The organism is Halorubrum sp. Ea1 (assembly GCF_002252965.1).
In the GTDB taxonomy this organism is placed as follows: Archaea; Halobacteriota; Halobacteria; order Halobacteriales; family Haloferacaceae; genus Halorubrum.
In genome coordinates this window covers 44,855-69,131 of record NZ_NHPG01000013.1, presented here as the reverse complement: position 1 = coordinate 69,131, position 24,277 = coordinate 44,855, and the positions used below count along the sequence as shown (strand labels likewise).

Sequence of the window (24,277 nt, the reverse complement as noted above, 5' to 3'; positions counted from 1 at the left end):
CCCGCAAAAAGTGGAGTGTGACATGCTTCCACCCGGGAAATCCGTTGCCAGTCGGATCACTCACCGCCGTTGTACTGGCGGCACAGCGCTTTTGAGCCAGCGACGCGGCTTGCTTAACGAAGCGGAAGAGTAGGGTAGACACATTCGGCTCTTCCGCTTCGCTTCCACCTTCAGAGCGACGCTATCCCGTCGCCTTCTGCGGATTCAACAGAGCAGATCGTTCAGATCGGTACTCAGGCAGCTGTTAATACGGCTGTCTCGTCGTACCTCCCAGCCGGTCTCACTACACAAGCAGGGTTGACTGCCGGGCTCGGACTTCCAGTCTCCGGGGCCGGCGCACTCGCCATTTTCGCCGCGCTCGTTATCCTCTCCGCGGCGTTCTTCGTCATAATCGCTCGCACGATGATCCAGCCACAAGACAAGATATCCACAATACCAGTCGACGCCACGCGGCGACTCGGCCGTACAACGCTCGCAATGCTGATCGGTGGGATCTTGGTCTCCGTTTCAGTATTCGTCGGAACCCTGTTTTTCATCCTCCCAGGACTGTTCCTAGCGACGTCTTTCCTGTTCATCGTATTCACCATCGCCGTCGAGGACCGCGGTGTAATCGACGGGCTCAAGCGGAGCTGGGGACTCGCCAGCGGGTCCAGACTCAAACTCTTCGCCCTTGTCGTCCTGACGACGGTGTTCGGCGGTGTCATCGGGGGAATTGCACCCCTGCTTGACTACGGCGGCATCCCGGTCGCCAGCGAAGCGATCGTTGCCGTCGTCACTGCAGCCTTCTTAACCCCGTATTATGGCATTCTTGCGGCTTCGTACCTCCAGCTGCGAGACGAACACAGTGGTGTGGACAGGAGGTCAACGGAACCAGCCGACGCCTCGGGAACCCCGGAGCTCTGACCGCCGGTTTCGCGAGGGGCTGTCTCTAGGGCTTTCTATTCCAGCGTTTCGATGGGTGTGCTGCTTCCCACGAGTTCGTGGACCGACGCCTGCGATCGGGTCGCAGCACAGCTTTGTTCTGAAAGCGGACAGCTCGTCGTCCATGACGACGATGACGATCCGGTCGTTGACCGTACATTTCTACCGGAACAGGTCCGCATGGTTGCCGCCGGCGATCCAGACAGGTGATCGCGAAAAGCCAACGTGATCGCTGTCGGCATGGACGCCGCGAGACACGATCGTCTCGTCTGGACGGACGATGACTTCCAACACCCGTCGAGTGGCTTGCACGCCTCTATGTGGGGTTACCTCATCAACGGACCAACGACGGAGTTTCGAGTAGTCGCCCGAAAACGTCTATTGGCCCTTCTGTTAGAGCGGCTCTGTTGAAATCCACAATCGGTGATATGCTCTTAGAGACGTGCAAAGTACAGAGCGCGAATCTGCCGCACGCTAATTCATACGAATACTACAATTATAAGAAAGCTTATAATAACGTATCACCTCTACTGTACGATTATGAATTCACGACGACGTGATAGTCACGCAAATAGCATGCGACGTGCTACCACGAGCAGACGAGCGTTACTCACAGCGAGCGGCGCCGTCGCAATCGGCGCGCTAAGTGGCTGTCTGAGTCAAGTCGCGTCGTCAGTCACGAACACAGGGTCGTCGCCCGCGGCGGTGTTCGCAGGTGCGGATTGGAACGACGATGACACGGAAGTCACCTTCGAGATGGCACCGGAAGGCCCGCACGTGGCTCGGTTGACTCCAACGGTGGCCGGGCGAGTTGAGTTGGAAGGGTGGGTGACTTCGACCGCGCTCGCCGCGGCGAACTACAACAACTCTCGGAGTGACAAGTCAATTATCCGGGCTCCTGACGGGGATGGAGATGCCGATGCCGATGGCGTTGACGACGACGTTCGCGGTGAGGACTATAATACGCCCCGGAGTAATCGGAGTATCGCGGGACCCAGCGATATCATCGACGACGATATCGACGAAGACGACGAGACGTTCCGGCGCGTCTTCCGACTTGACGCACAGCTCCAAGAGGCGACGACTGCGGCTGCGACAGCAATTTCGAAGCGGAGTGCGCGGACGGGGCGGAATCCGGAAACGGAGAAAGAGATTACTGGGGTGTTGGGTGATATGGAAGCGGTGCTGGCCGAGATGCGGGCAGTGCTGGAGCGGTGTTCAGACGAGTCCTGTGTCGCGGCACTGGCGAACGTCGCAGATAGGGAGGCAGACGTTGTCCGAGCGCAGGAGTACGCTCAGGACGGCGAATGGGCGGCGTTCGGTCTTGACGGTGGTGGCGGGAACGACATCCTCGTCGGGGATTACTTGCTTCCACCAGTCGAGTTTGACTCATCCGGGTTGTTCGGTCCGGGAGAGCAGGCGGAGCTTTTCAGGTATCTTGAACAGAAGCCTGTTGTTGCGGAGCGGTTCGCTGTGTGTTTGCCCGATGCTGAGGTTCCGGGTGGAAACGGGAGTATCGAGGAAGCGGTGACGCCGGAGCGGCTCTTCGCCTACCTGACGGGTCGGTCTGATGGTGAGGGCCAACTCTACGCGTGGGGGTCAAATTCGGCTGGTTTGAGTGGTCCGGATGAGAGTGGTGATTGTGACGATGACGACTCCACTGTGTCCCCGGGTGCGGTATGCGGGGCAACGCCCCACTTCGTTGCGGAGATGACGGGGCCTGTGGCGACGGGCGGTGGACTCGTGGCTGAGCGCGCTGCTGACGGCCACGTTGTTGTGACGAACTCTCCACCGTCTGCTAAAGCTGGTACATCTGTTGTGGTGTGTCCGGTTGAGGGTGAGCCGTTCGAGCCGGAGGGGTTGGATGCGTGGGCAAAGAAAATGGATGACGTACCTGTGGAAATTACTCAGCAGGGTCGGTTGCTCAACCTGACAGTAGCGCAGGTAATGGTTCAGCCACCGGGTTGTCCGGAGCCGGTTCCAGCCCTCATGTACGTGGGTCGAGGGCTGAACGATGGGCAGCTCATCTACTCAGGTGGATGGATTATCGATGATGCTGCGTTGTACGAGAATTCGACGACGGTGTTGTCGATGGTGGGGGCAGCACAGGTGGTCCCGGTTGGACTCGACCGTCTCGGCGATCTCGACAGTGATGGGCTCGGTGATGGAGTGGCGCGAGCAGGGGTGAGTGAGCGGGCTCTGCGGGGCGCGCGGATTGAGTTGGGCGGAGTCAACAGAAGCGGCGACATCACTATCGAGGGGCTCGGTGGGAGGCTCCCGGGAATGACGTCCGGAGTCGATAGTGAAAAGCGGGAGACGTATCGGGTTGTGACGCACGTGGCGGTGGATGCGCCGGTGTTACACTTGGTGAACGCTTCGAGTGCGTCGGATGAAATAAAATTCAAGGCGGGGGCTGAGCTGTCGAAGAGCGTGAACTGACTGTCCGTGTTGTACCATACACTCTCGGTGGCGACCCGAGTTCTCGAACAGTATCGCTGTGCTGTATGTACTCTCTGTATACAGCACGCGAGTTCTACCAGACTCTGAGGATTTCGACAGAGGCCTCTTTCTACTACGAACGATACCACATAGGATTCCATTTTTTCAGAACAATCGTTGTAGCCGTTGCCACAGAAGAAGACACAGCCGATGAGAACGGCGACCAACACACCAAACGAAAGTTTCGCTACCGTTGGATCATGCGTTGCGAAAATCTGGTTGAACCGGATATGTCGTTCAACCGTCTGCCGGAGACTTCCACCCATTGGTACCCGGCGTCAGCGTTGAACTGACGTTACATCGGTGTGTTCCCCGAGGCGACCATCGTCGCTGATAGTCTGGCGGAGCTCCGAAAGGAACCTTTCCCCGTCAAGATCACTTCTGTCAAATATGACGGATCCACCCCAGGCGTGGTCGCCCATATACGTCCCGAGCGTTCCCCCAAGAGCATAAACAGGCTCTAACAGAACTGCAAGCGGATCCTGACCGACGAACGCCGGCAGCTCCGTTGTCGGGCCGTATTCGGCGTAGTCCTCGCGGAGGCGGTCAAGCCAGTCCGAGGGGTGATGAAAATCATCGTCGGTCCAGACGAAACGGTAGTAATTGGCAGCCTCCATCCCTACAGCGATAGCATTTGCTTTCCCCGAACACCCGACAGGGCCGCCGGCGGGGATCAACTGGACGTTCTCCGGGAGCGTGTTTCGGTCCGCAACCGGGTCGTCCTCGGTATCGTGGATGATGAGGAGCTCGTCCTCGGGACCCAACTTTGCGGCGACATCGTCACAGGCGTGGGTCCAAGACACCGTCGGGAGGAGCACGCTTGTCGGTATGCGTGTAGACATTGATGACTCACTATGATAGCTTCTCACGGCGAGACCGGACTCCGCCACCTAGCAGACTGCTGACGACACCGCCAGCAACCGCGAACGTGACAAGTGTTACCGTGAGTATGGCGGACAGGCCGACTTCCTGCCAGAGGACGAATGCATCTGGTGAAGCCGCCAGTACGCCCACGCGGACGATGCCCCTGTGATACCCCACCGGTTCAATAGCACCCGTCATGGCCAGAAACGTTACCACTGTCCATGGCAGTGTTCCCACCACGCCGGCTACGGCACTCACCACGGTCCTGCGACGCTGGCGCTGGAGTCCGCGTCCTGCGAGCCAGCCACCGGCGACAGGACCGATTCCGGTTGGGACGGCTAGACACACGACGATGCTGCCAAGCAGTGTCCCTGCTATGGTCTGCCATACAGTCTGTGTCTGGTTCTCGGACATCCGTACCTGAATATTGAGCGTACGTATGACTGGCTGTTTCTCGTGGCTTCACCTACTGAAGCCAGACAGAACGGCTAGAACGGCACAACCTATATTGACGAACGAAGAGATGACCGATGTACCGTGTCCGGTGTGCGAGATCCCGAAGCGCTCGCGGATTTGCTTGGGGACGAGTGTACGCGCACGATTCTCGTCGAGACGAAGAAGGAACCGTGCTCGGCGGCGGAGCTCAGCGACTGCGCCGGGGTCTCGGAGCCGACGGTCTATCGCCGACTCGAACGACTCCGCGAGTACGATCTGGTTACCGAAGATATCCAGCCAGTCACCGACGGAAAAAACTACAAGCTCTACCGGACGGATCTTGACGGGATCGAACTCGATCTCAGCGAAGACGGCTTTGAGATTACGATTTCACGTCGGGAACGGATGGCAGACCGCTTCACGCAGTTCGTAGAGGGAAGCTAATATGCTCGATACACCGCTCCAATTGATTGATCTTGATACGCTACGAACCGTCCGTCAGCTGAGCGAGGTGATCCCGATGATCATCGGTTTGGGGATCGGTTACCTCGCTTACACGGCATACCGGCAGAATCAGAGCCGTCCGATGTTGTACATCGCGATCGGGTTCATACTAGTATTGTTCGTTCAGGCTCCGCTGGCCCTCATCTTCATTTACGTCTTGGAGCTTCCCACCCCGGTCCTCAATAGCCTCCTCCAAATCCCCGAGTTCACCGGTCTGGGACTGATCCTCTACGGGCTGTGGATGCCACGCCGAGACTAATGTCACGCCCGAGCCCATATACGACGGTAGGTTGACTTCAACCAGTGAAGCCAGGGAAATCGGCCTTTTTCCATGCGTCCATGCGTTCAGGTGTCGATGACCGAAGCAGACACCGACACCAACTTCGAACGAACCGCGTCGCGGTCGGGCGATGACGACCGGCGAACTAATTACGGTGGCATCACCGGACGCGTCGTCTCCGTGCTGTGGAATCGAACCGAGAATCGCCCCCGTGCACTCTGGCGGATCCTCGGAGTGGAAGTCGCCGCGCTCGTGGGGATTTTCGTGCTCCCGGGGCTGGCGCTCGCGGGCACCGAACTCCCGCCGTCGATGACCGGAGCCGCCTCAAACCTCATCGCTGCCCTCTCTGGACTCCTCGTGGCGGTTGGCGTCGCGAGGTACGTCGACCGGCGACCGTTGACCGACTACGGACTCGCGTTTGACCCGTCGTGGCTGAAGGACTTCGGCGCTGGCAGCGTCATCGCCCTGGCGGGGATGGCGGTAGCACTCCCCGTGAGTCTGCTTGCCGGGTGGGCGACCGTCTCCGAGGTGTTCTCGGGTGGCGCTGGCGCGAACGTGTTGCCGTTCGCCGCCGCATTCGGAGTGTGGACCATCCAGTGGATGTTTGTGGCCTTCTGGGAAGAGCTGGTCTATCGGGGCCTCATTCTGACGAGTGCCGTCGAAGGACTCCGGAGTCGGTGGCTGTCCGACCGTGGCGCGGTCGTGGCAGGAGTGGTGGCGTCCTCGCTGATATTCAGTCTCGGGCACTTCCCGGATACGCTGGGAAAGTTCGGATTTCGGGCGGCGTTAGGGCTCCTCCTCGGGGGCGCGTACGTGTGGACCGACTCGCTGGCGCTGCCGATCGGCCTCCATTTCCTGGTCAACTTTGCGATAAACAACATCTACGGGCTAGCAAACTTCGGTGAGGCTGCGGGGGTTCTGCCGATGCTGATCCGGCCGACGTTCACCGGCCCGACACAGTTCGTCGGGGTGTACGGGGCAGTCAACGGCGCAGCCGTGCTCTGTGTCGCTGCGCTCACCGTCGGATACGTTGTCCTCCGGAACGGCGATCTTAGGTCGCGGCTGTCGTCAGCGTACATGCAGTGAGAGTGACCTGAGTACCTACGACGCATGACGCGGACATCGACGTGGAACGGTGACGCCGAGCGGCGGATTCACCGCCCACCCGAAAGGGTTCGACGCCGAGTTCATGGACAAGCCCCACCCTCAAAACGCCGAAGGCGTTTATCATGGGGTAGTTGACTAGTAAATGTGGATATCAAAATCAGGTTGATCGTTCGGAAGCGGATTGATATTCGCTGATAGCGCTTCCGATCAAAGTGAGGATAACAAAGAGGCCGATCACGACAAGCAAGCCTCCCCACCCCGGTTTAGACAGCTGGTAGAGAAGCCAACCCATAATCACGTTCGCACTAGCTAATCCGAACGGATAGATCGCTCGTAATGGGTCCATCTTCTTGATCAGAGGCGTAATGAGATCGTGATGAGACTCCTCAAATTGGGATATATTCAATCCAGAGAGCGTATTCCAAGCAATTTGATGGGGACCCCGCGTCTTGAGACGCTTCCCTTCTGTGGTGTTTCCAACTGGATTAGAGGGACCGTCTGATCGAGATACGTCCCGTAGGTCCGGTTCGCATGCGCGGTGCACGTATCGGCGCCACCGATCGACTGGCATACTCGCATACGCGTATCCTGTTTTCCGCGCCGCATATACACTGAGTACGTGTTACAGGCCGAGAAACCGGAAGATGCGGTCGTGGTCGCGATTTGCTCTTATCCGTACGGTTACTACTCCCAGCGAGAATTGTCACCCCACTCGTCGAGCGATCACCGAGACGGGCGGGGTGAATCGCCTCGGGGTCAAGCCCCGAGGCTTCCCGTTTCTACGACATAAAACGCGCCGGGGCGGGACTGAGAGCCTTGTCGACGGCGATTTGACCGTCCCGCTCGCGCGCTGGCTCCCGGAACCGAGGCGGTCAGCGGGTTGGCTGACGCGTCTGTATATCGGTGAACCGCTGTTTCAGGCTCTAAAACACTGGTGTTATTTATTTGTCTTTACCGCTGGGACTTCCGTTTGAGATGATCAACACCAGCAGACGAACCTTCCTAACGGGTGTCGGCGGACTGGCGCTGACGGGCGTCGGATCGACTGCTGACCGCGCGAAAGCCAGTTCACGCACGGTGGAGGCAGGTACGGTTCCTGAGACGGTGTCCCCCGAGATGAGCGATCTTGAGTCGGTTGTCGAAGAGACGCTGGCGTCGCAGCTCGGCGACGCTGCTCCCGGGGCGACAGTTGCGATTGTCAACGGCGACGATATCGCACTCGCAAAAGGATACGGCCACGCCGATGTCGAAACGGGGAGGCGTATGGATAAAAAAGAGACAGCCACCCGTATCGGATCGGTCTCGAAACTCGTGACGTGGACGGCAGTAATGCAGGGCGTACAGGATGGCGTCCTCGATTTGGATGCCGATGTTAACAGGTATCTTGAGGACTCCGCTGTCACTATCCCGGACACGTATTCCGACCCGGTGACGCTCCGTCATCTCGGAACCCACACTGCCGGGTTCAGCGTCGTTCCAAATCCTGGACTCGTTACGAACTCGAACGCACTCACCAGTCTGGAAACGGCGCTTGTCGAGGACCAACCGGACCGGATCCGCCCGCCAAGCGAAGCTGTCGCGTACTCCAACTGGGGCGCGACGCTGGCCGGTCACATCGTCGCTGAAGCATATGATACGACCTTCGAGGAGTACGTCCAATCAAACATCTGTGGTCCACTCGAGATGAACCACAGCACGTTTACACAGCCGGTTCCCGCTGACCACCCCGGCGACCTGGCTGCCCCACACGATTCGAGTGGCGACGAAATTACTCGGGCGGATCCGTTGTACATCAACTGGGGGCCGGCCGGGTCGATGAGTGCGACGGCACTCGATATGGCAGCGTTCATGCAAGCGCATCTCGGGTACGGGACCGACGCGATACTGAACAGCGAGACGATGGCAACGATGCACAGCCGACAATACGGACGTCACCCGGCGGTCAACGGACTGCGATACGGGTTCTTCGAGTACGGCCCTCCCAGTGGATCGTACATCGGTCACTCGGGCGGGACCGTCTACTACACTGCTTGGCTGGGGCTGCTCCCAGACCACGACGTCGGAGTGTTCATCGGGTTCAACGGTCTCGGAGACCCAGTCACTCCCGCCGCCGAGATCCTGACCGAATACGGCTTGTTCCCTGAAACCCCAACACCTGATCCAACCACGGCGCGAACGAGCCGCGAGCGCGCTGAGGCGGTAGCAGGTGAATACAAGTCTACGGCTACCGCTTTTGAAGACGACTGGCGTCAAGTGATTGGGCTGTTAAGCCGACTATCTGTCGACGCAACTGATGATGGTGGTCTCGTCACACAGACCATGGGAGGCGACGCCGTCGAGTGGGTCGAAACCGAGCCGTACGTCTATCGCGAACGTAATGGGGACGATGTCCTAGCGGTCGATGTTGCGGACGGGCGTGTCACGCAACTGCACCTTAACAGTCAACCGTCGACTACCTTCCTCCCGGTCACGATGCCTGACCAGCGCAAGGTCACGCTCGGAGCTGTCGGAGCCGCAGCCGGGGGATCCGCTCTTTCTCTCGTCGGGTGGGCGGGAATCAGCGGCTGGCGGCGTCTCAGTCGCTTCCGATCTGGTAGAGACGGCGGATCCACACCCGATGACGAGACGGCTCAACCAGACCGCAATAAGGAGGGATCGCAGTGACAACTCCACAGTCGCCGTCCAACTCCGGCGAGGCAACAAAGGAAGGACGCAGGGGCATCGCCCTCGGACAGCGGGTGCGGAACCCCGCGTGGCTTGGCCGGGCCTCAGCCGTCGGGTTCTGTGTCACAGTGCTTGTGTTCGCCGGGAGCTTCGTGTTCACACTCATGAACCTCGATCAGTTCGCACTCCTCATCGTACCGGCTTGGCTGCAAGCAGTGCTCGCACTCCCGTATGTCGTTGCGGTGTTCGCACTCGGGACTGTCGCCGGAGCGGTCTCAGGCTGGCGGCACTCACACTGGTCGCTAGCTGCGAGAATCCACCAAACAGTGCTCGCGGGGCTAGCGATTCTATTCGTCTGGCAACTAACCGTCCTCGGATTCTTACCGTGAGTGCCACAGTGCGTATACGCACCGACGCAGTCGACAATCCACTGGAATTCCGGAGAATCAAGGAGAAAGCCTCGCGCTTCAGCGCGGGGATGAATCCGACAATTCTCTACAGCAACCACAAACTTCTGGTCGGGTGTTTTAACTGAGTGATTGTCGTACCAATAGTTATCCGAGGCGGTCTATCCGCCCACTTAATCGGACAATATCGGGATTCCCGACCACACACAGAAAGCACCCTTTCTGTTGGAGTGTTCGGGTACAGTAAGAAGTACCTCTGAATCCCATGCCGGGATAGGAGTAACGGCTGATTGGCACAGCCAGTAGCCGTCACCGGGACAGCTACAAACCGTAAACACCCCAAACCAGTGGTGCGGGGCCGTGGGAATCTTCGCCCTTCAGGGCGGAGAGGATGTCAAAGAAGTACGAGGCGGAAGCCCACGACTTTCGTCGTGGGAGAAAGTCGACATCCAAACGTCATGATAGATGAAATTCTAGAGTTTGCTGTTGACATACTACTAGAGTTCATTCCAAACGCTGTCTGGAAGTTCTTACTCTTTCTAGCTGGGACCGCGACGGCGGCAGTCGGCTGGTCAATGATCAACAATTCAACGCAGGCGGGCGGTGCGCTGATCGTTGTCGGGGTAGTAATGGCAATCGGTTCGTTAGTTTCGCTATACCGCCAATGAGACCGTGCGCGAATCGAGGAACAGACTGTGCCGCTAATATTCGAGTCCGGATTCAACTGCTGTGTTGAAATTCTCAATCAGTGAAATGTTCTTTGAGGCGTGCTGAATACGTAGCGCGAGTCGAGCAGCGCGTTCTCTCCCAGTTCCTCCGGTGAGATCTCGTGGCACGGGAGAAGACCTTCCGCCGGAATCAACGCCTGTGGAGGCTGCGCTCCCTGTGGATACGTCTGTATCTGCAGAGCGCGTCGTGGAAACAGGAAGCCCTACCCTCAAGGAACGAACGGCGTCAGCCGTGAGCGAGTAGGGGAGGGTAGTTCACAACCTCAGCGCATGCTGGACACTTAGCAAAAACACCGATTTCCCGTCTGCTCGTTCGTATTCAATACGTTTCCATGCCTGTGAGATCACACGATTACAGGTAGCACAATGACCAAGCGAGGACGGATTATTGATCATAACGGAGAGGAGGAGAGCATGTGCCTCTGATTCCTCCAGCAGAAACTGAGATTTAAATGATATTAAATATGGCGTATGAATGTGACGTCTGCGACAGTCCGACGATTACAACGCACCGTGATACGTTCACAAAAAGTGGAACGAACGAGGCCCGTGGCCGTCCTGCCACGCAAACGCGTAGAGACGGCGGCTTTCGACACGCCGGAGCCTGCGGCCGTCACTGCTTTCGCCCGTTGTGAGTGTCCACGTCGCGCCATCACCTCTGACCGAGTCGTCCTCAATTCGAAGTTCGAATGCCGGCTGCTCGAAGGCGTGGAGGCCGTCGTCGGTCGCAAGGACAACAACATCAGTTTCACCCACCGTTGCCGCCACGACGCCGCCGGCCGCCTCGACGACGGGCAGCGGGAAGCCTAAAGCGCCGCCGTCGGCCGGCGTCACGCCGAGGACGATCGTTTTCGGATCGAGGTCGTCCCGGTTCCACTCGCGCTCCGGGCCCTCGCCCCGCATCCCGCGGAGGCCGAACGCCTCGCGCTCTTCGTACGCCTCGTATCCGGAGGGGTCGTAGCCGCTCGCCGCGGCCGACCCCTCGGACTCCGGTTGGAGCACGGTCCCGTCCGGATACGCCTCGCGGAAGGCCGCGTAGGTGGTCATCGGCCCGGGTCGAACGCGGAGCAGTTCGCCGGCGAGTTCGCCCGCGATACACTCACCGGTAGACTGCTTCCACTCCGAGTCGGTCTCGCGGTCGTACAACACGAGGTCGTCGTCGGCCAACTTCCCCGAGACGCCGAAGGTGAGCCCCCGGCCGCCGACGGTTACCTCGTACACGACCGCGCTGCCGCAGATCGGACACCACGTGATCGCGATCGGGTCCTCGCCGCCGTCGGCAGTCGGGACTACGTCGTTGACGACCTCGTGGTAGTTGAGGATCCGGATCGGGTAGGCGCGCGCTGGGGATGCCTCGTCGCCGGGCTCTACAATCAGTACCTCGTCGTCGGGGTCGCCGAAGTAGTCGTCACCGAAGGTCGGGTCGTCGATGCTCGGGATCGCGTCCTTCGGGAGGACTGAAATCACGTTCATCGCCGACTCGCTCGAGTCGTTCACTGGTCCTCCGGAGCGGTGAGGTGTTCTCGCCCCCAGTCACGCATGGCGATGATCACGGGTTCGAGCGACCGCCCGCGGTCGGTCAGCGAGTACTCCACGCGGAACGGCTTCTCGCTGATGACGGTCCGGTCGATGAACCCGTGTTCTTCGAGGTCTTCGAGGACGTCCGACTGGACCTTCCCTGAGATCCCGTCGACCTCCTCTTTGAGTGCATTGAATCCCAGCGGCCCGTTCTCCAAGAGTCGGTGAATAACGACCGGATGCCACTTCTTACCGATCAGCGTCGCAGTCGTCGTGATCGGACACCAGTCGCTGCCCGCACACCACACCTCTAACGGCTCGATATCGGTACTCATACCGGATCCACGATCGCCACGAAAATAAAGGTACGTTTAGTAAGTAGGTGAGAAAATGATACCTGTCACGCCGACCGGTAACCCGGTTACCCGTCCGTTCGCGCGAACTTTTCGATTACCCATTCATACTAGGTTACTGTAGGTGACTATGAGCGAACTCGAAATGGACGCAGACAGCACGGCCGTGCTAATCACCGACCCGCAGATCGACTTCCTGAAGCCCGAGAGCGTGGTGTGGGACAAGGTCGGCGAAACCGTCGAGGAGAACGCCGTCGTCGACAAGCTCCGCCGCCTCCGCGACGCCGCCCGCGAAGGCGACGTACCCGTCTTCTACTCCCCGCACGAGTACGAGGACGCCGAGTACGAGAGCTGGGAACACCTGAACATGATCGATCAGATCATGTTCGACACGCGGATGTTCGACGTCGCTGGCGATGGCGCCGACTTCGTTCCCGAGCTCGAACCGGACGACAACACGTTCGTCCTCTCGCCGCACAAGCAGCTCTCGGGGTTCTGGAGCAACGACGTACAGATCCAGCTCCGACAGCGCGGCATCGACACGATCGTGCTCGCGGGGATGAGTGCGAACCTCTGCGTGGAGTCGCACCTGCGGGACGCCGTTGAGAACGGCTTCGAGGTGCTGACCGTGACGGACGCCACGGCGGCCGCCGGCGAGGAGGCGCTTCAGGCGGCGCTCACGAACGACGGGTTCATCGCCCACGAGACCGCCGAGACCGACGACGTCGTCGAGCGGCTGGCAGCGGCGGAGTAGGGGCAGCGCTGTAAGAGAACTCGGCTACGCGGCGTCTTTCTACACGTGAGTCGTCTGTGGTCGACAGACGTCTGACCGATGCGACTCCTCGTGAGGTGGCGCGCGCGCGAGCCACACAACCGGTACACTTCTTTACAGGCGGTCAAGGAGAATGCCCCGGGGCTTGACCCCGGGGTTGAATCCGACAACACGTGACACAAACCATTAAGTAAACATATCTCTAATCATGAGACAGCGATGGAGTACAGTCACCGCTACCCCACATACCCGACACAAGAGGTAGCGGCTGAACTGGAACGACACATCAACGTTCATCGCCAAGCGTACAACTACACTCGGTACGAATACGAACACGTGGACGCCGACAACATCGGCTCCGCGTACAAACACCACTCTCGACTCCCCGACTGGAAAGACCAGTTCCCCGTCTTCTCAGAAGTCAACTCGAAGGCCCTGCAACGAACCGTCACGCGGTTCTACCAGAATCTCGACGGCCTCTCCAAGCAGAAACAAAACGGTCGAAAAGTTGGGAAGCTCAAGTGGAAGTCACCACGGGAGTTCCAGAGTCTGACGTACTCGCAGTCTGGCTTCAAACTCAAAAACACGAGTGGCCGAAACGCGACACTCTGGCTCTCCAAAATCGGCGACATCAAAATCCGGTACCACCGCGACATCCCCGACGAAGCGGACATCAAAGAGGTCACAGTCAAGAAGGAGACGACCGGTGAGTGGTTCGTCTCCTTTGGACTGGAAACCGACGACGCTGACCTCCCCGAGAAACCCGACGTGGACTCGTTGGATACGAGTAATAGCGTCGGGATTGACCTTGGAATCCTGAACTACATCCACACCAGCGATGGGAACACTGTGGACTGGCTCGACCTCGAAGACGAGTACGAACGACTCCAACGCGAGCAACGCAAATTGTCTCGCAAGGAGAAGGGGTCAAACAACTACGAGAAGCAACGCCGGGAAGTGGCGAAGGTCAAGCGTCACATCAAGCGGAAGGTGCTGGACTACCAGCACAAGATTACGACGTGGCTCGTCCGCGAGTACGACGCTGTATTCGTTGAGGACTTGGATGTGAAGGGAATGCTGGAACAGTCGCATAACGCTCGCAACAAGCAGGATGCGGCGTGGCGACAATTTATCACGCTCCTTGAATACAAGGCTGATTTGTACGGTTGTCACGTCGTGAAAGTTGAACCTGAGGGGACGACCGAGGAGTGTGCGTCATGTAGTGTGGAGACGGCGAAGCCTATCTGGGTGCGGGAACACTCTTGCCCTTCGTGTGGGTTTGAGTGTGACCGTGACGCGAACGCGGCGATGAATGTCCTGCAACGCGGTTTTTCTGAGTTAGGGCTGGGATGGCCCGAAGACACGCCTGTGGAGACTGCGCTCCCTACGGACACCACTCAGGTGTCTGCAAAGCGCGTCGTAGAAGCAGGAAGCCTCGGGGCTTGACCCCGAGGCGATTCACAAACGGACAATAATCGAACGTATGGACCGACCGTCTCCGAGCGACAGTCTCGCGTTTAAATCCGAGGGCGTCGCGATAGCGGTCGTCGCGTTCGCGCTGACGCGGGGGACGGTCGCCGACCTGTTGGTGACGGAGAGGAGATTCGCGACGGAAGTGAGCGCGGTACTGGTGTTAGCGGTCGGATTCGGCGTCGTCCTGTACGGGATCAACCTCGCGGTCAGCGCCCGGGACCGGACGTACACCCGGACCGTCCTCGGCTGGTTCCTCGGCGGCGCCGCGGCGGTCGGACTCGTGCTCGGACCGTTGCTGACCGCGGCGTCACCGGGGGACGCCACTGCGACAGCTGCCGCCGTCGGGATCGTCGGCGGCGGCGCGGGATTGCTCGTCGGGATCCGCGGCGCGGAGGCGGACCGACGGCAGGCCACCGTAGACCGGCAAATCGAACAGGCGCGGCTCCTCAATCGGATCCTCAGACACGAGGTCCGGAACTCCGTCACGATCCTCCGGGGCCACTCGGAGATTCTGTTCGAGGAGCGCGAAGAGACCGCCGACCGGAGCAAGACGGCGATCACCGACGCGATCACGCGGATCGAACGGGCAGTAGACGAGACGCGGTTCCTCACCGTTGGCACAGTCGACGGCGGCAGCGCGCTGGGGCCGGTCCGGCTCGACGAGGCGATCCGGAGACACGCTGAGCGCACGGGTCGCGACGAGTCGGCGGTGTCGGTCCCGTCGGTGACGATCAGAGCGGACCGATACGTTGACCGGCTGCTCGACGAACTCGCGGCGCTCCCCGACTGGGCGGACTCGGGCGCCGATCCCTTCGCGATCGACGTCGGGGACCGGTACGTCGAGTTGTCCGTCACGGCCCCCAGAGCGTGGCTCAGCGCTCGGGAACGGGAAGTGCTCGTCGAGGGAATCCCCGAACAGGAGCGGAACGACGTGGACTACGGCGTCCCGGTCGTCCGGCTCCTCGTCGCGAGATACGGCGGGGATATCGGCGTCGACGACACCGGCGAGGCGGCTACCCTCCGGGTGCGGCTCCCGCGAACCGGCCGAACCGGCACGGCGGGCGACACGCCGGGACTCGCGAGCGGGACGCTGTGGCGGACGCTCGGCATCGGGCTGGCGGCCGGTGTCGCGATGGGCGCGTTCTTTCAGGCGACGACCGGAACACTGCCGGTGATCGGCGCGCTGTACGGAGCGTCCGTCTCGTCTGTGGGGTGGGTCGCGCACCTGTTCCACAGCGCCGTGTTCGCGACCGTGTTCACCGTTGTCCGCTCCGAGATACCCGGCAGGCTGCTCGGTGAGTCCGTCGGGGCCAGCGTCGCCGCGGGGGCCGCGTACGGGCTCTTCCTGTGGTTCGTCTTGGCGGGAGTGGTCATGAGCCTCTGGTTGAACGCCGTGGGAGTCGCGACGCCGCTCCCGAATCTCGGCCAGGCCTCGTTCGTCGGTCACCTCCTCTGGGGCGGACTCGTCGGTGCGCTCTCGACGACGCTTCCGCCGCTTCCAGACCGGCAGACGATCCGGGACCGAGTGTTGGCAGCCATCGGTCGATGACGGGTTGATCACCACTCGACGGTCGAGCGCTTTCTCGGTTCGGACGAACCGTCCGTGCGCTCTCGACGTACGATCTGAGCGCTGTTTACATCCGTTGACTCTGATTTATTGTATGACACTGATTCACAGACAAACCCTGCTCGGCGCCCTCGGGGTCGGGATATCGTCGGTCTCGGGGTGTCTCGGATCCTCCGACGCCGGCGCCGAATCTGGGTCGATTGACGACGGCTCTGACGGATCGAGCGGTTCGGCTGCCGAGGGGCCGCCGACGGTCGAGCGGTCGCTCCCGGCGGCGGCGAAGTCGAATCCCGCGACGCCATTGGCGGCGCCTGCGACCGCGACGACGACGGCGATCGTCGCCGTCAGTTCGATCGAGAGCGCGAGCGTCATACCGCTGCGAAGCGGCGAATGGTCGTAGACGGCTGCTACGTGTGCGGGGCGGAAGCACTGTCTGGCGGGCGGCTCGAGCCCATCGACTTGATCGGATAACCTGACCCGGACCACAGCGTGTGCGATCACACCACACTATCGGCCGGGGCTCATGCCGTCCCGACGCCGACTGACACGTATGCTCCGAACCGGACAGACGGCGCCGACGTTCGAACTTCCGGGTGCGGGCGGCGGACGGATCGACACCCATAGCCTGGCCGAATACACCGATAACGGGTGGGCGGTCGTATTGGTGTTTTATCCGTTCGACTTCCATCCGGTCTGTACGACACAGATGTGTACGCTGCGGGACAGTGAGGCGCTGTCGCTGCTGGAGAACACCGTCGTCCTCGGTATCTCGACCGACAGCGTCTACAGCCACCGCGCGTTCGCGGAGAAACACCGGATCGATTTCCCGCTGATCTCGGACAGCGACGGCCGTGTCGCCGAGGCGTACGGCGTGCGCGCCGACGAGATAGACGACCACCGCGGGGTCGCGCGCTCGGCGGTCTTCGTGGTCGATCCCGACCGCACCGTCCAGTACGCGTGGCGAAGTGGGGAGACGGACGACGAGCCGGACCTCACGGCCGTCGAACACGCCGCGCAGTGTCACGGCGACGAGTGCGAACTGCCGGACGGGAAGTCGTATCTGTGAGCACTACCGACGACGACGATTACCGGCCGGTAACCCGGTTACCGATCCGTTCGCGCGCTTTTATTGGGTAGTCTCGTATCTAGGTTACTAGAGGTAACCTGCGTCGGTTCGCCGGCGCGTGTCACACATCATGGTAAGCGTATTCACCGGACTGATCGCTGGACTGATCGCGACCGTCGTCATGACGATGTTCATGATGACGATGGGAGACGACTCGCCGCCGCCGACCGCCGCCCTCTGGGCGAAGTACGTCGGCGACGAGGGGCCCGAGTCGTACATGAAACAGGGCATGCTGCTCCACATGCTGTACGGGGTCGGCGCGGGGGCCGCCTTCGCGGTCGGCGCGACCGCCCTCGTGCTGGATGTCGGCGCGGGAGTCCTCGTCGGGAGCGTACTCTGGGGGCTCGCTTTCGGACTCGTCCTGATGGTCGGCGGGATGATGTTCTGGATGCGGATCGTCCTCGCGATGGAACCCGACCCGAAGACGATGGCTTCGTTCGGCTTCTTCCACGTCGTCTACGGGGTCGTGTTGGGTGCGGGAATCGCGCTGCTCCCGGTGTAAGGCGTGCGCACGAACACGAACGCGGACGGTCGTCGCCCGGGATGTCTGCGCGACGACCGCCCGGTGCGCAGGTGTACCGCGGCGGCCGGCTCGGCGGTCGGTCGCGGGATAGAAGCGGCCGTTCGACGCGCCGCGTTCTGGACGGCGATCGCGTTCCCGGCGGTCTACGTCTTCGGAGCGGTCGATCCCGTCGCGGCGGCACTGCCGGTCGGCTGGCTCCCGCTCGCGATCGCGACGCACCTGCTGTTGCTGTGGGTCGGCCACGGCGCGCACCACTCAGCGTGATCGATGGCGGACGCACTCGCACTGATGACCGGGATCGACCCGCTGCCGCTGCTCTCAGTAGTGTCGGTCGATCGAGTCCTCGATCACTGGTGGGTGTTCCCCGCGTCGGTGCTGTTCTCGATGGTCGCCATCGCGGCCGGCGTCTCGGGCGCGCTCTTTTTCAGCCCGTTCTTCCTGTTGGCCGTCGGGCTCGGTCCCGCGCAGGCGGTCGGCGCGGGCCTGATGACTGAAGTGTTCGGGATGGGGAACGGTCTCCGGTCGTACGTCAAGCAGGGCGTCGTCGACTACGCGACCGCGAAGTGGCTGTTGGTCGGCGCGCTGCCGGCGATCGTGATCGGCTCGTTCGCGGCACATTACGTCCCCGACACGCTGTTGCGCGGCGGGTTCGGCGTCGGGCTGTTCGTGCTCGGCGGGTTCCTGTTGTACTCCGACTCCCCGGAAGAGACCGAACCCGGCGAGCGCGAGGGCGAGTTCCTCGAAAAGAAGAACGCGGAGTGCGGTACCACCGTCGTCACCGCCAGCGGCGGCGAGCGGTTCGTCTACCCGACCTGCTGGCGCCCGCCGGGCGTCGCGCTCGCGGCGCTCGGCGGAGCGATCACGGGATTGATCAGTGCCGGCCTCCCCGAGATCGTGACGACCCAGCTCGTGGCGCGGTGTCGGATGCCGCCGCGGGTCGCCGTCGCCACGTCGGTGTTCGTGCTCGCGATCGCCGCGGTCGCCGGGGCCGCCGTCCACGCGCTGGCCGCGACGCCCGTCTGGTACGTGGTGGTCTGGTCGATCCCAGGGGTGCTTGTCGGCGGGACGATAGGTGCCCGCGCCGGAAAGTACGTCCCGAGCGGGCTCATGGAGCGCGGGCTCGGGATCGTCTTCGGGGTCGTCGGCGGGGTCGTCCTCGTGACCACATTCGGGGTCTGAGACCGTGACCGGGTCGGCCTCCCGGAATCCCTCTCCGGCGCAATACACGGCCGCTGGAGGCCCCGGATCGCGGGTGACACGTCATCGCGTGACGAGTCGGCGTTCAGGACACACACTCCCGGGTGGGCCTCGCGGACGACCACCGTTTTTTAATCCCCGTTTCGAACGGCTACGCATGGACACGGCTACGTTCGTCGATCCGGACGGTCGCCCCGTGACGGCGGTCACAGCCGCAGAGATGCGGGCGGTCGACCGCGTTGCAGTCGAAGAGGTCGGTCTCGATCTACCCCGGATGATGGAACACGCCGGTCGAGGGCTCGCTGAGGCCGTCCTTGAGGTCCGATCGAGCAACCGGAGCGAACTCCCCGTCACGGTGCTCGCCGGCAACGGCGGGAACGGCGGCGGCGGGCTGGCGTGTGCTCGGCATCTTGCGAATCGGAACCTCTCCGTCCGAGTCGTTCTCGACCGAGCCCGGGCCGAAGTCGACGGCGTCACCGCGGAACAGCTCTCGATACTGGAAGCGATGGACGTGCCGGTCGAATGGGCCGACGGCGACTCCGGCCCCGACATCGACGCGGCGCTCGAGGGTGTCGTCATCGACGCGCTGATCGGCTACGGACTGACGGGCCAACCCCGCGGCGCCACGGCAGAACTGATCGAGGCCGTTGGCAGCGCGTCGAAAGCGACCGTTTCGCTCGACGTCCCCTCCGGCACGAACGCGACGACGGGAGAGCGGCCGGGCGTCGCGGTCGAACCGGATCTCACGGCCACGCTCGCTCTGCCGAAGACGGGGGTCGCGGCGGTCGACGGCGACCTCCTGCTCGTCGATCTCTCGATTCCCTCGACCGCGTACGATCGCCTCGGGATCGGGTACACGAATCCGTTCGGAGAGGCGTTTTCCGTGCCGCTATCGAGGACGTGACGCCCGACACGCGGTACGATCCTATTCGTTCGCCATCTCGTACGCCAGGCGGTGCGGCATCAGCGCCAGCGTCCGGACGATCGCCGCGAGGGCGACGAAGATCCCGACGAGGACGTGCGCGACGCCGCCCAGCTTCAGCCAGAGCAGCACGGACGGGAAGGAGTGGATCGCCGCGAGCTGCGAGTTGAGCGCGGTTTCTCCCGCTCTGTCGGCGCCGCCACCGGCGAGGCTCCACCCCGTGTGGGTCGCGAAGTACTCCTCCAACAGCGGGTGGAACGCAGTGATCTCGAGGAAGAGCGCGAACCCGACAAGGAGGTAACCCACGACGGCGAACGCCGCGCCGATCTTGAGCATGCGCTTGATCCCGGCCATCGTCGATTCCATCTCCGCGGTCGTGAGCGGCTGCAACGCGGCCGCCTCGGTCTCTGTCGCCATGTCACTCCCGAAGCGACACCTGACATAAGCGTTGTCTGAGGGGCGCGTGACCGGGTTACGCGTCCGTGACGCGTTCACACACCTGAATCCCGGTTCGTCGGTGAGATAGTTACGGAAGATTCGAGGCGAAAGCCTCGCCCTTCAGGGCGGGGATGAAGCCGACCAACAGTATTCAACCGCTGGCGGTGGCATAGACGGGGTTCCAACGCAGTCTTTAAGCCGCCCGACCGTGATAGTATACATAGATGGTGAAGAGTACCCGTCACGCGAAATATGAACTCTACTACCACATAGTGTTCGTGCCGAAATCGGGCGGGACCGAGGGTCCCGCTGACCTCGCGGAACAGGGTTCCGCTCAGTATCGGCGTTCGCACCTGACGGGGAAGACGAAGGAACGTCTCGAAACCATCTTCGCGGAAATCTGTGAGGACAAGGGCCTCGAACTGGCCGAGTCCGAGGTCATGTCCGACCACGTACACCTGTTCATCGGGAGTCCACCCAAGAACGCCCCGTCACTCATCGTCAACTGGATCAAGGGCATCTCGGCGCGGAAGTACAACCAACGCTACGACGACCGCGTGAAGTGGACTCGTTCGTACTACGTCGGAACAGCGGGGAGCGCCTCGAAGGGCGCTGTCGAACAGTACATCACTGAACAAGGGGGTGAGGACTCATGAAGCGCGTCAACACCTTCGAGGTCGTCCCCCAGACTGAGAACGACAGAGAGTGCCTCCTACGGCTACTCGACGCTTCCGCCTCTCTGTGGAACGAACTCACCTATGAACGCCGTCAGAACTACTTCGATGACGGCGACGTGTGGGACACTTCCGAGTACCGTGGACAGTACAACGGTGTCGTCGGAAGCGCGACCGTTCAACAGGTCACGCGCAAGAACAGCGAAGCGTGGCGATCGTTCTTTGCCCTCAAAGAGAACGGCGAGTACGCCAACCCACCGTCGTACTGGGGCAACGAGGAGGACGGACGCGAACTCCGCACCTACATTCGGTGTAACCAGTACACGATTGAGTGGGGGAAGCGTAGCCGTCTCGAAATTCCTGTTGGGCAAGAACTGAAAGACAAATACGGACTCGGCTACCACGAACGACTTCGCCTCGAAGTCCGAGGCAACCCGAAGTGGGACGGCAAACAGGGTCGTCTGGAACTTGAGTACGACGAGCTGAGCGACACGTTCAGGGCTTTCCAACCAGTCACCGTCCCTGATTCTCGACTGGATTCACCACTGGCTTCGGAAAAAGCCGCCCTCGACGTTGGCGCGAACAATCTCGTCGCCTGCTCCACGACCACTAGGAGCCAGTACCTCTACGACGGACGGGAGTTGTTCGGACGGTTCCGCGAGACGACCGACGAGATCGCCCGCTTACAGTCGAAACTCCGAGAGGGACGCCACAGTTCCAAGCGGATTCGACGGCTGTACCGACAGCGGACGAAACGCCGTGACCACGCACAGAACGCGCTGGTGTGCGATCTCGTTGAACGGCTGTACGACGAGGGCGTGGCGACGGTGTACGTAGGCGACTTGACCGACGTGCTGGAAACACACTGGTCGGTCAGGGTGAACGAGAAGACGCACAACTTCTGGGCGTTCAAGAAGTTCATCCACCGTCTCGCGTGCGTCTGTGAAGAGTACGGCATCTCTCTCGAAGTTGAGTCGGAAGCGTGGACGAGTCAGACATGTCCCGAGTGTGGTGACCACGAGGAGACGGTTCGCAACGAGGATACGCTGACGTGTCCGTGTGGCTTCGAAGGTCACGCCGACCTCACGGCGTCAGAGACGTTCCTTCGAGAACACAGCGATTGCGAAATCAGGCCGATGGCACGGCCCGTGCGATTCGAGTGGGACGACCACGACTGGTCGGGGAAACCACACCCTCAGGAAAGTCCCAAAGAAGTGCGCACAAACCCGCAAGTTGCCTCCGTGGGCCGGTAGCCGAACCCCCAACGGAGGAATCCTCGCGCTTTAGCGCGGGGAGGATGTCAACGTCTGAAACAGCTGTTGGTTAACGAGTGGGGATATATGGCTCTGTTGAAATCCTCTTCTTCAAACATATTATTGCCTGAAACAGCCGGTCAATGAGAACTGCGTATTGATCGTCGTTCAGTGGTGCAAGTTCCGTGATGGTTCTGTAATCGTCACACTTTCGTTCAGTGCTGTTCTAATCCAATTCCGCAACTTGCGTATGCACCGGCGGAGATTCTGTATTGCAGCAGGTGGGGGACTCCTCGGAACGTCAGGATGCCTAGAGGCCGGTTTCGAGCAGGGACTTCATTTAGGTGGTGTTGTATTAGCCAACCAGCGAGCAGGCGACATTGTGGTTCAACTTCGGATACAACAGGGAGACACAACGGTCGTCGATAGTGAATATTCACTAGAACCATCTGATAGCTCTGAATCTGGTATCACTATAGACAGCGCGTGGAGCGCTCGTGTAGATCAATACACCGTCACAGTAGGTCTTGACGATGGGATGACAGATTCATTTGTTTACACAGACGATCAGAGTCACGGGGACTGCACGGTGGCATATATCGGAATACGGCCTTCTACTTTTCACTTCTCTGCTCACGAAACTCCTGACGAGACATTCTGCTCTACAACCAGTGATTGAGAGATGAATCCTCTGTACTGACCGCGACTGGGTCAGAATATATCACTTGCTGAGGATTTCAACAGAGCCGGATATATTGAACTAGTCTTGAGTGACTGTGTCAGTTGGTCGCTCCGTCGCAGGTGCGGGCGGCTCGTGTGTCCCAAAGTCTGGGTGCGTCTCTTCCATCCAGACGTACACGATGGCGCCGGAGATGAACATGAGAAGTGCAGTCATGTAGAATGCGGCTTCGGCGCTGACGAGCTCCATCGAAAGTCCGATCAGGATTGCACCGACTGCGTAGCCGGAGTCACGCCACATTCGATAGACACCCATACCCGCTGACCGCCACGTCGGGTGAGCGGCGTCGCTCGGCACAGTCATCAGGTTCGGATACAGTAATGCCATACCCAAACCGGAGACAGCGGCCAAGACGGCCCACGCGAAATACCCCTCGACGAGCACCATTCCGAGGACGCCGGCCCCTGCGAGGAACATCCCCCAGATCACGGGCGGTCGGCGGCCGATACGGTCAGCGAGCCCACCGGTCGCAATCTGGAGGAAGTACATCGCGCTGTGGACGCCGACGACGACACCGACAGCCGCAATACCGAGGCCTTGGCTCACCAGATACAGCGGGACGGCGATCCAGAACAGCGTGTCCACGAAGTTCTCGATATGGCCGGCCTGAGCCGCAGCGAACAGCGTTCTGTCGCCGTAGGTCGCTCGCTTTACCACCTCGTTGAACGGCAAGTTCGCGTCGCGGTGGTCGTCGTCACCTTCGGCCTGGGCGTACTGGACGGTCTCTTTGATCAGGAAGATCGAGATGAGGAACGCCAGCACGACGACTATTGCGAGGAAGTAGAACGGTTCGGGCCGAAGGCTCCACTGCCCGGCGATGACGCCAGTGAGCCACGCACCGACAGCGACGCCGGTGTATCCGAACGATTCATCGATGCCGACTGCGAGACCGCGCTGGTCGGATCCTGCGAGATCGATCTTCGCGTTGATCGCCATACTCCACGTCAACGCTTGGTTGATACCCAGCAGGATGTTGCCGACCGTGATCCACCCCCAACTCGGAGCGAAGATGAGGATGACCGGTAGGGGGAGTGCCGTCGCCCATCCGGCGACGAGAACTGGCTTCCGGCCGTACTCCTCGCCCCATTTGCCGGCGTAGAGATTGAGGATCGACTTCACGATCCCGAACGAGACGACGAACGAACCGATAACGAGGAACGACGTGACGCCGAGGACGTCCTCTCCCAGAACGGGGACGACGGTCCGTTCGGACCCGATGGTCAATCCGGTGGCGAACACGAGCAGGACGTGTAGCGAGAACTGCCCGAGGTGCTCGCGGATTCCCTGTTTGATTTCAGTACCCGTACTCATGT

General features: G+C 60.9%; 24 protein-coding genes and 1 pseudogene. 18 read left to right on the top strand and 7 right to left on the bottom strand.

The features are described from left to right. Window positions 1-142, bottom strand: a pseudogene (locus DJ73_RS20775) (IS5/IS1182 family transposase); the annotation flags it as partial. Between the two features lie 155 nt (window positions 143-297). On the opposite strand from DJ73_RS20775, the gene DJ73_RS02015 reads away from it, so the two are divergent. Together DJ73_RS02015 and DJ73_RS20770 are read left to right on the top strand one after the other, a co-directional pair. Next, entirely contained in the window at window positions 298-903 is a 606-nt protein-coding gene (locus DJ73_RS02015; RefSeq protein ID WP_241881466.1) for a hypothetical protein, read from the top strand. A gap of 846 nt (window positions 904-1,749) precedes the next feature. Continuing rightward, entirely contained in the window at window positions 1,750-3,360 is a 1,611-nt protein-coding gene (locus tag DJ73_RS20770) for a hypothetical protein (RefSeq protein ID WP_254921565.1), read from the top strand. Window positions 3,361-3,698: 338 nt separating this feature from the next. Here the strand turns inward: DJ73_RS20770 and DJ73_RS02005 are convergent, their stop codons facing one another. Beyond that, window positions 3,699-4,238 (bottom strand): glycosyltransferase, encoded by a 540-nt coding sequence (locus DJ73_RS02005; RefSeq protein ID WP_241881464.1) that lies wholly within the window; start codon window positions 4,236-4,238, stop codon window positions 3,699-3,701. A gap of 592 nt (window positions 4,239-4,830) precedes the next feature. Between DJ73_RS02005 and DJ73_RS02000 the strand changes: the two genes are divergently transcribed. From DJ73_RS02000 to DJ73_RS19560, 6 genes are all read left to right on the top strand, one after another. Continuing rightward, the gene (locus tag DJ73_RS02000; protein ID WP_254921564.1) at window positions 4,831-5,163 is read left to right on the top strand and encodes a winged helix-turn-helix domain-containing protein; all 333 of its coding nucleotides are present in this window, start codon (window positions 4,831-4,833) and stop codon (window positions 5,161-5,163) included. A gap of 1 nt (window position 5,164) precedes the next feature. After that, window positions 5,165-5,482 carry a hypothetical protein gene (locus DJ73_RS01995; protein WP_094527544.1) on the top strand — a complete coding sequence of 106 codons (318 nt, stop codon included), beginning with the start codon at window positions 5,165-5,167 and terminating at the stop codon, window positions 5,480-5,482. A gap of 96 nt (window positions 5,483-5,578) precedes the next feature. Next, entirely contained in the window at window positions 5,579-6,589 is a 1,011-nt protein-coding gene (locus tag DJ73_RS01990) for a CPBP family intramembrane glutamic endopeptidase (RefSeq protein ID WP_094557153.1), read from the top strand. Window positions 6,590-7,585: 996 nt separating this feature from the next. After that, window positions 7,586-9,274 (top strand): serine hydrolase, encoded by a 1,689-nt coding sequence (locus DJ73_RS01985; RefSeq protein WP_254921563.1) that lies wholly within the window; start codon window positions 7,586-7,588, stop codon window positions 9,272-9,274. Further along, window positions 9,271-9,663, top strand: a complete 393-nt coding sequence (locus DJ73_RS01980) for a hypothetical protein (RefSeq protein WP_094557152.1) — start codon at window positions 9,271-9,273, stop codon at window positions 9,661-9,663. The genes DJ73_RS01985 and DJ73_RS01980 overlap by 4 nt, the downstream gene beginning before the upstream one ends. Before the next feature lie 449 nt (window positions 9,664-10,112). Beyond that, complete coding sequence (locus DJ73_RS19560) at window positions 10,113-10,349, top strand: hypothetical protein (RefSeq protein ID WP_141212020.1); 237 nt, start codon at window positions 10,113-10,115, stop codon at window positions 10,347-10,349. A gap of 582 nt (window positions 10,350-10,931) precedes the next feature. Here the strand turns inward: DJ73_RS19560 and DJ73_RS01975 are convergent. Together DJ73_RS01975 and DJ73_RS01970 are read right to left on the bottom strand one after the other, a co-directional pair. Continuing rightward, a complete protein-coding gene (locus DJ73_RS01975; RefSeq protein WP_321166810.1) occupies window positions 10,932-11,906 on the bottom strand; it encodes a DUF3179 domain-containing protein in 975 nt (324 codons plus the stop codon). After that, the gene (locus DJ73_RS01970) at window positions 11,903-12,262 is read right to left on the bottom strand and encodes a helix-turn-helix domain-containing protein (protein WP_094524500.1); all 360 of its coding nucleotides are present in this window, start codon (window positions 12,260-12,262) and stop codon (window positions 11,903-11,905) included. The genes DJ73_RS01975 and DJ73_RS01970 overlap by 4 nt, the downstream gene beginning before the upstream one ends. 148 nt (window positions 12,263-12,410) lie before the next feature. Here DJ73_RS01970 and DJ73_RS01965 point away from each other — a divergent pair, with 148 nt between their 5' ends. The 3 genes from DJ73_RS01965 to DJ73_RS01955 all read left to right on the top strand — a co-directional run bounded on the left by DJ73_RS01965 (window position 12,411) and on the right by DJ73_RS01955 (window position 16,074). Continuing rightward, the gene (locus tag DJ73_RS01965) at window positions 12,411-13,034 is read left to right on the top strand and encodes a cysteine hydrolase family protein (RefSeq protein ID WP_094557151.1); all 624 of its coding nucleotides are present in this window, start codon (window positions 12,411-12,413) and stop codon (window positions 13,032-13,034) included. Between the two features lie 237 nt (window positions 13,035-13,271). After that, window positions 13,272-14,498, top strand: coding sequence for an RNA-guided endonuclease TnpB family protein (locus DJ73_RS01960; protein ID WP_094557150.1), 1,227 nt, complete (start codon window positions 13,272-13,274; stop codon window positions 14,496-14,498). A 37-nt stretch (window positions 14,499-14,535) separates the two neighbouring features. Beyond that, window positions 14,536-16,074 (top strand): HAMP domain-containing histidine kinase, encoded by a 1,539-nt coding sequence (locus tag DJ73_RS01955; protein ID WP_094557149.1) that lies wholly within the window; start codon window positions 14,536-14,538, stop codon window positions 16,072-16,074. Window positions 16,075-16,197: 123 nt separating this feature from the next. Here the strand turns inward: DJ73_RS01955 and DJ73_RS20760 are convergent, their stop codons facing one another. Next, a complete protein-coding gene (locus tag DJ73_RS20760; RefSeq protein WP_094557148.1) occupies window positions 16,198-16,464 on the bottom strand; it encodes a hypothetical protein in 267 nt (88 codons plus the stop codon). Window positions 16,465-16,642: 178 nt separating this feature from the next. Here DJ73_RS20760 and DJ73_RS01945 point away from each other — a divergent pair, with 178 nt between their 5' ends. From DJ73_RS01945 to DJ73_RS01925, 5 genes are all read left to right on the top strand, one after another. Further along, window positions 16,643-17,158: a redoxin domain-containing protein gene (locus tag DJ73_RS01945; protein ID WP_094557147.1), complete on the top strand. Its 516-nt coding sequence runs from the start codon at window positions 16,643-16,645 to the stop codon at window positions 17,156-17,158. 130 nt (window positions 17,159-17,288) lie between these two features. Next, complete coding sequence (locus DJ73_RS01940) at window positions 17,289-17,720, top strand: hypothetical protein (RefSeq protein WP_094557146.1); 432 nt, start codon at window positions 17,289-17,291, stop codon at window positions 17,718-17,720. A 3-nt stretch (window positions 17,721-17,723) separates the two neighbouring features. After that, window positions 17,724-18,005 (top strand): hypothetical protein, encoded by a 282-nt coding sequence (locus DJ73_RS01935; protein ID WP_094524494.1) that lies wholly within the window; start codon window positions 17,724-17,726, stop codon window positions 18,003-18,005. A 24-nt stretch (window positions 18,006-18,029) separates the two neighbouring features. Further along, window positions 18,030-18,920 carry a sulfite exporter TauE/SafE family protein gene (locus DJ73_RS01930; protein ID WP_217900332.1) on the top strand — a complete coding sequence of 297 codons (891 nt, stop codon included), beginning with the start codon at window positions 18,030-18,032 and terminating at the stop codon, window positions 18,918-18,920. A 175-nt stretch (window positions 18,921-19,095) separates the two neighbouring features. After that, on the top strand, window positions 19,096-19,842 hold the full coding sequence (locus DJ73_RS01925; RefSeq protein WP_094557145.1) for an NAD(P)H-hydrate epimerase: 747 nt from the start codon (window positions 19,096-19,098) through the stop codon (window positions 19,840-19,842). A 21-nt stretch (window positions 19,843-19,863) separates the two neighbouring features. Here DJ73_RS01925 and DJ73_RS01920 read toward each other — a convergent pair whose 3' ends face one another. After that, entirely contained in the window at window positions 19,864-20,277 is a 414-nt protein-coding gene (locus tag DJ73_RS01920) for a hypothetical protein (RefSeq protein WP_094524491.1), read from the bottom strand. A gap of 245 nt (window positions 20,278-20,522) precedes the next feature. Between DJ73_RS01920 and tnpA the strand changes: the two genes are divergently transcribed. After that, complete coding sequence (tnpA, locus tag DJ73_RS01915) at window positions 20,523-20,954, top strand: IS200/IS605 family transposase (RefSeq protein ID WP_094557144.1); 432 nt, start codon at window positions 20,523-20,525, stop codon at window positions 20,952-20,954. Beyond that, on the top strand, window positions 20,951-22,225 hold the full coding sequence (locus DJ73_RS01910) for an RNA-guided endonuclease TnpB family protein (RefSeq protein WP_094557143.1): 1,275 nt from the start codon (window positions 20,951-20,953) through the stop codon (window positions 22,223-22,225). Before tnpA ends, DJ73_RS01910 begins: the two co-directional genes overlap by 4 nt. 760 nt (window positions 22,226-22,985) lie before the next feature. Here the strand turns inward: DJ73_RS01910 and DJ73_RS01905 are convergent. Further along, a complete protein-coding gene (locus DJ73_RS01905) occupies window positions 22,986-24,275 on the bottom strand; it encodes an MFS transporter (protein ID WP_094524487.1) in 1,290 nt (429 codons plus the stop codon). Window positions 24,276-24,277 lie beyond the last annotated feature (2 nt).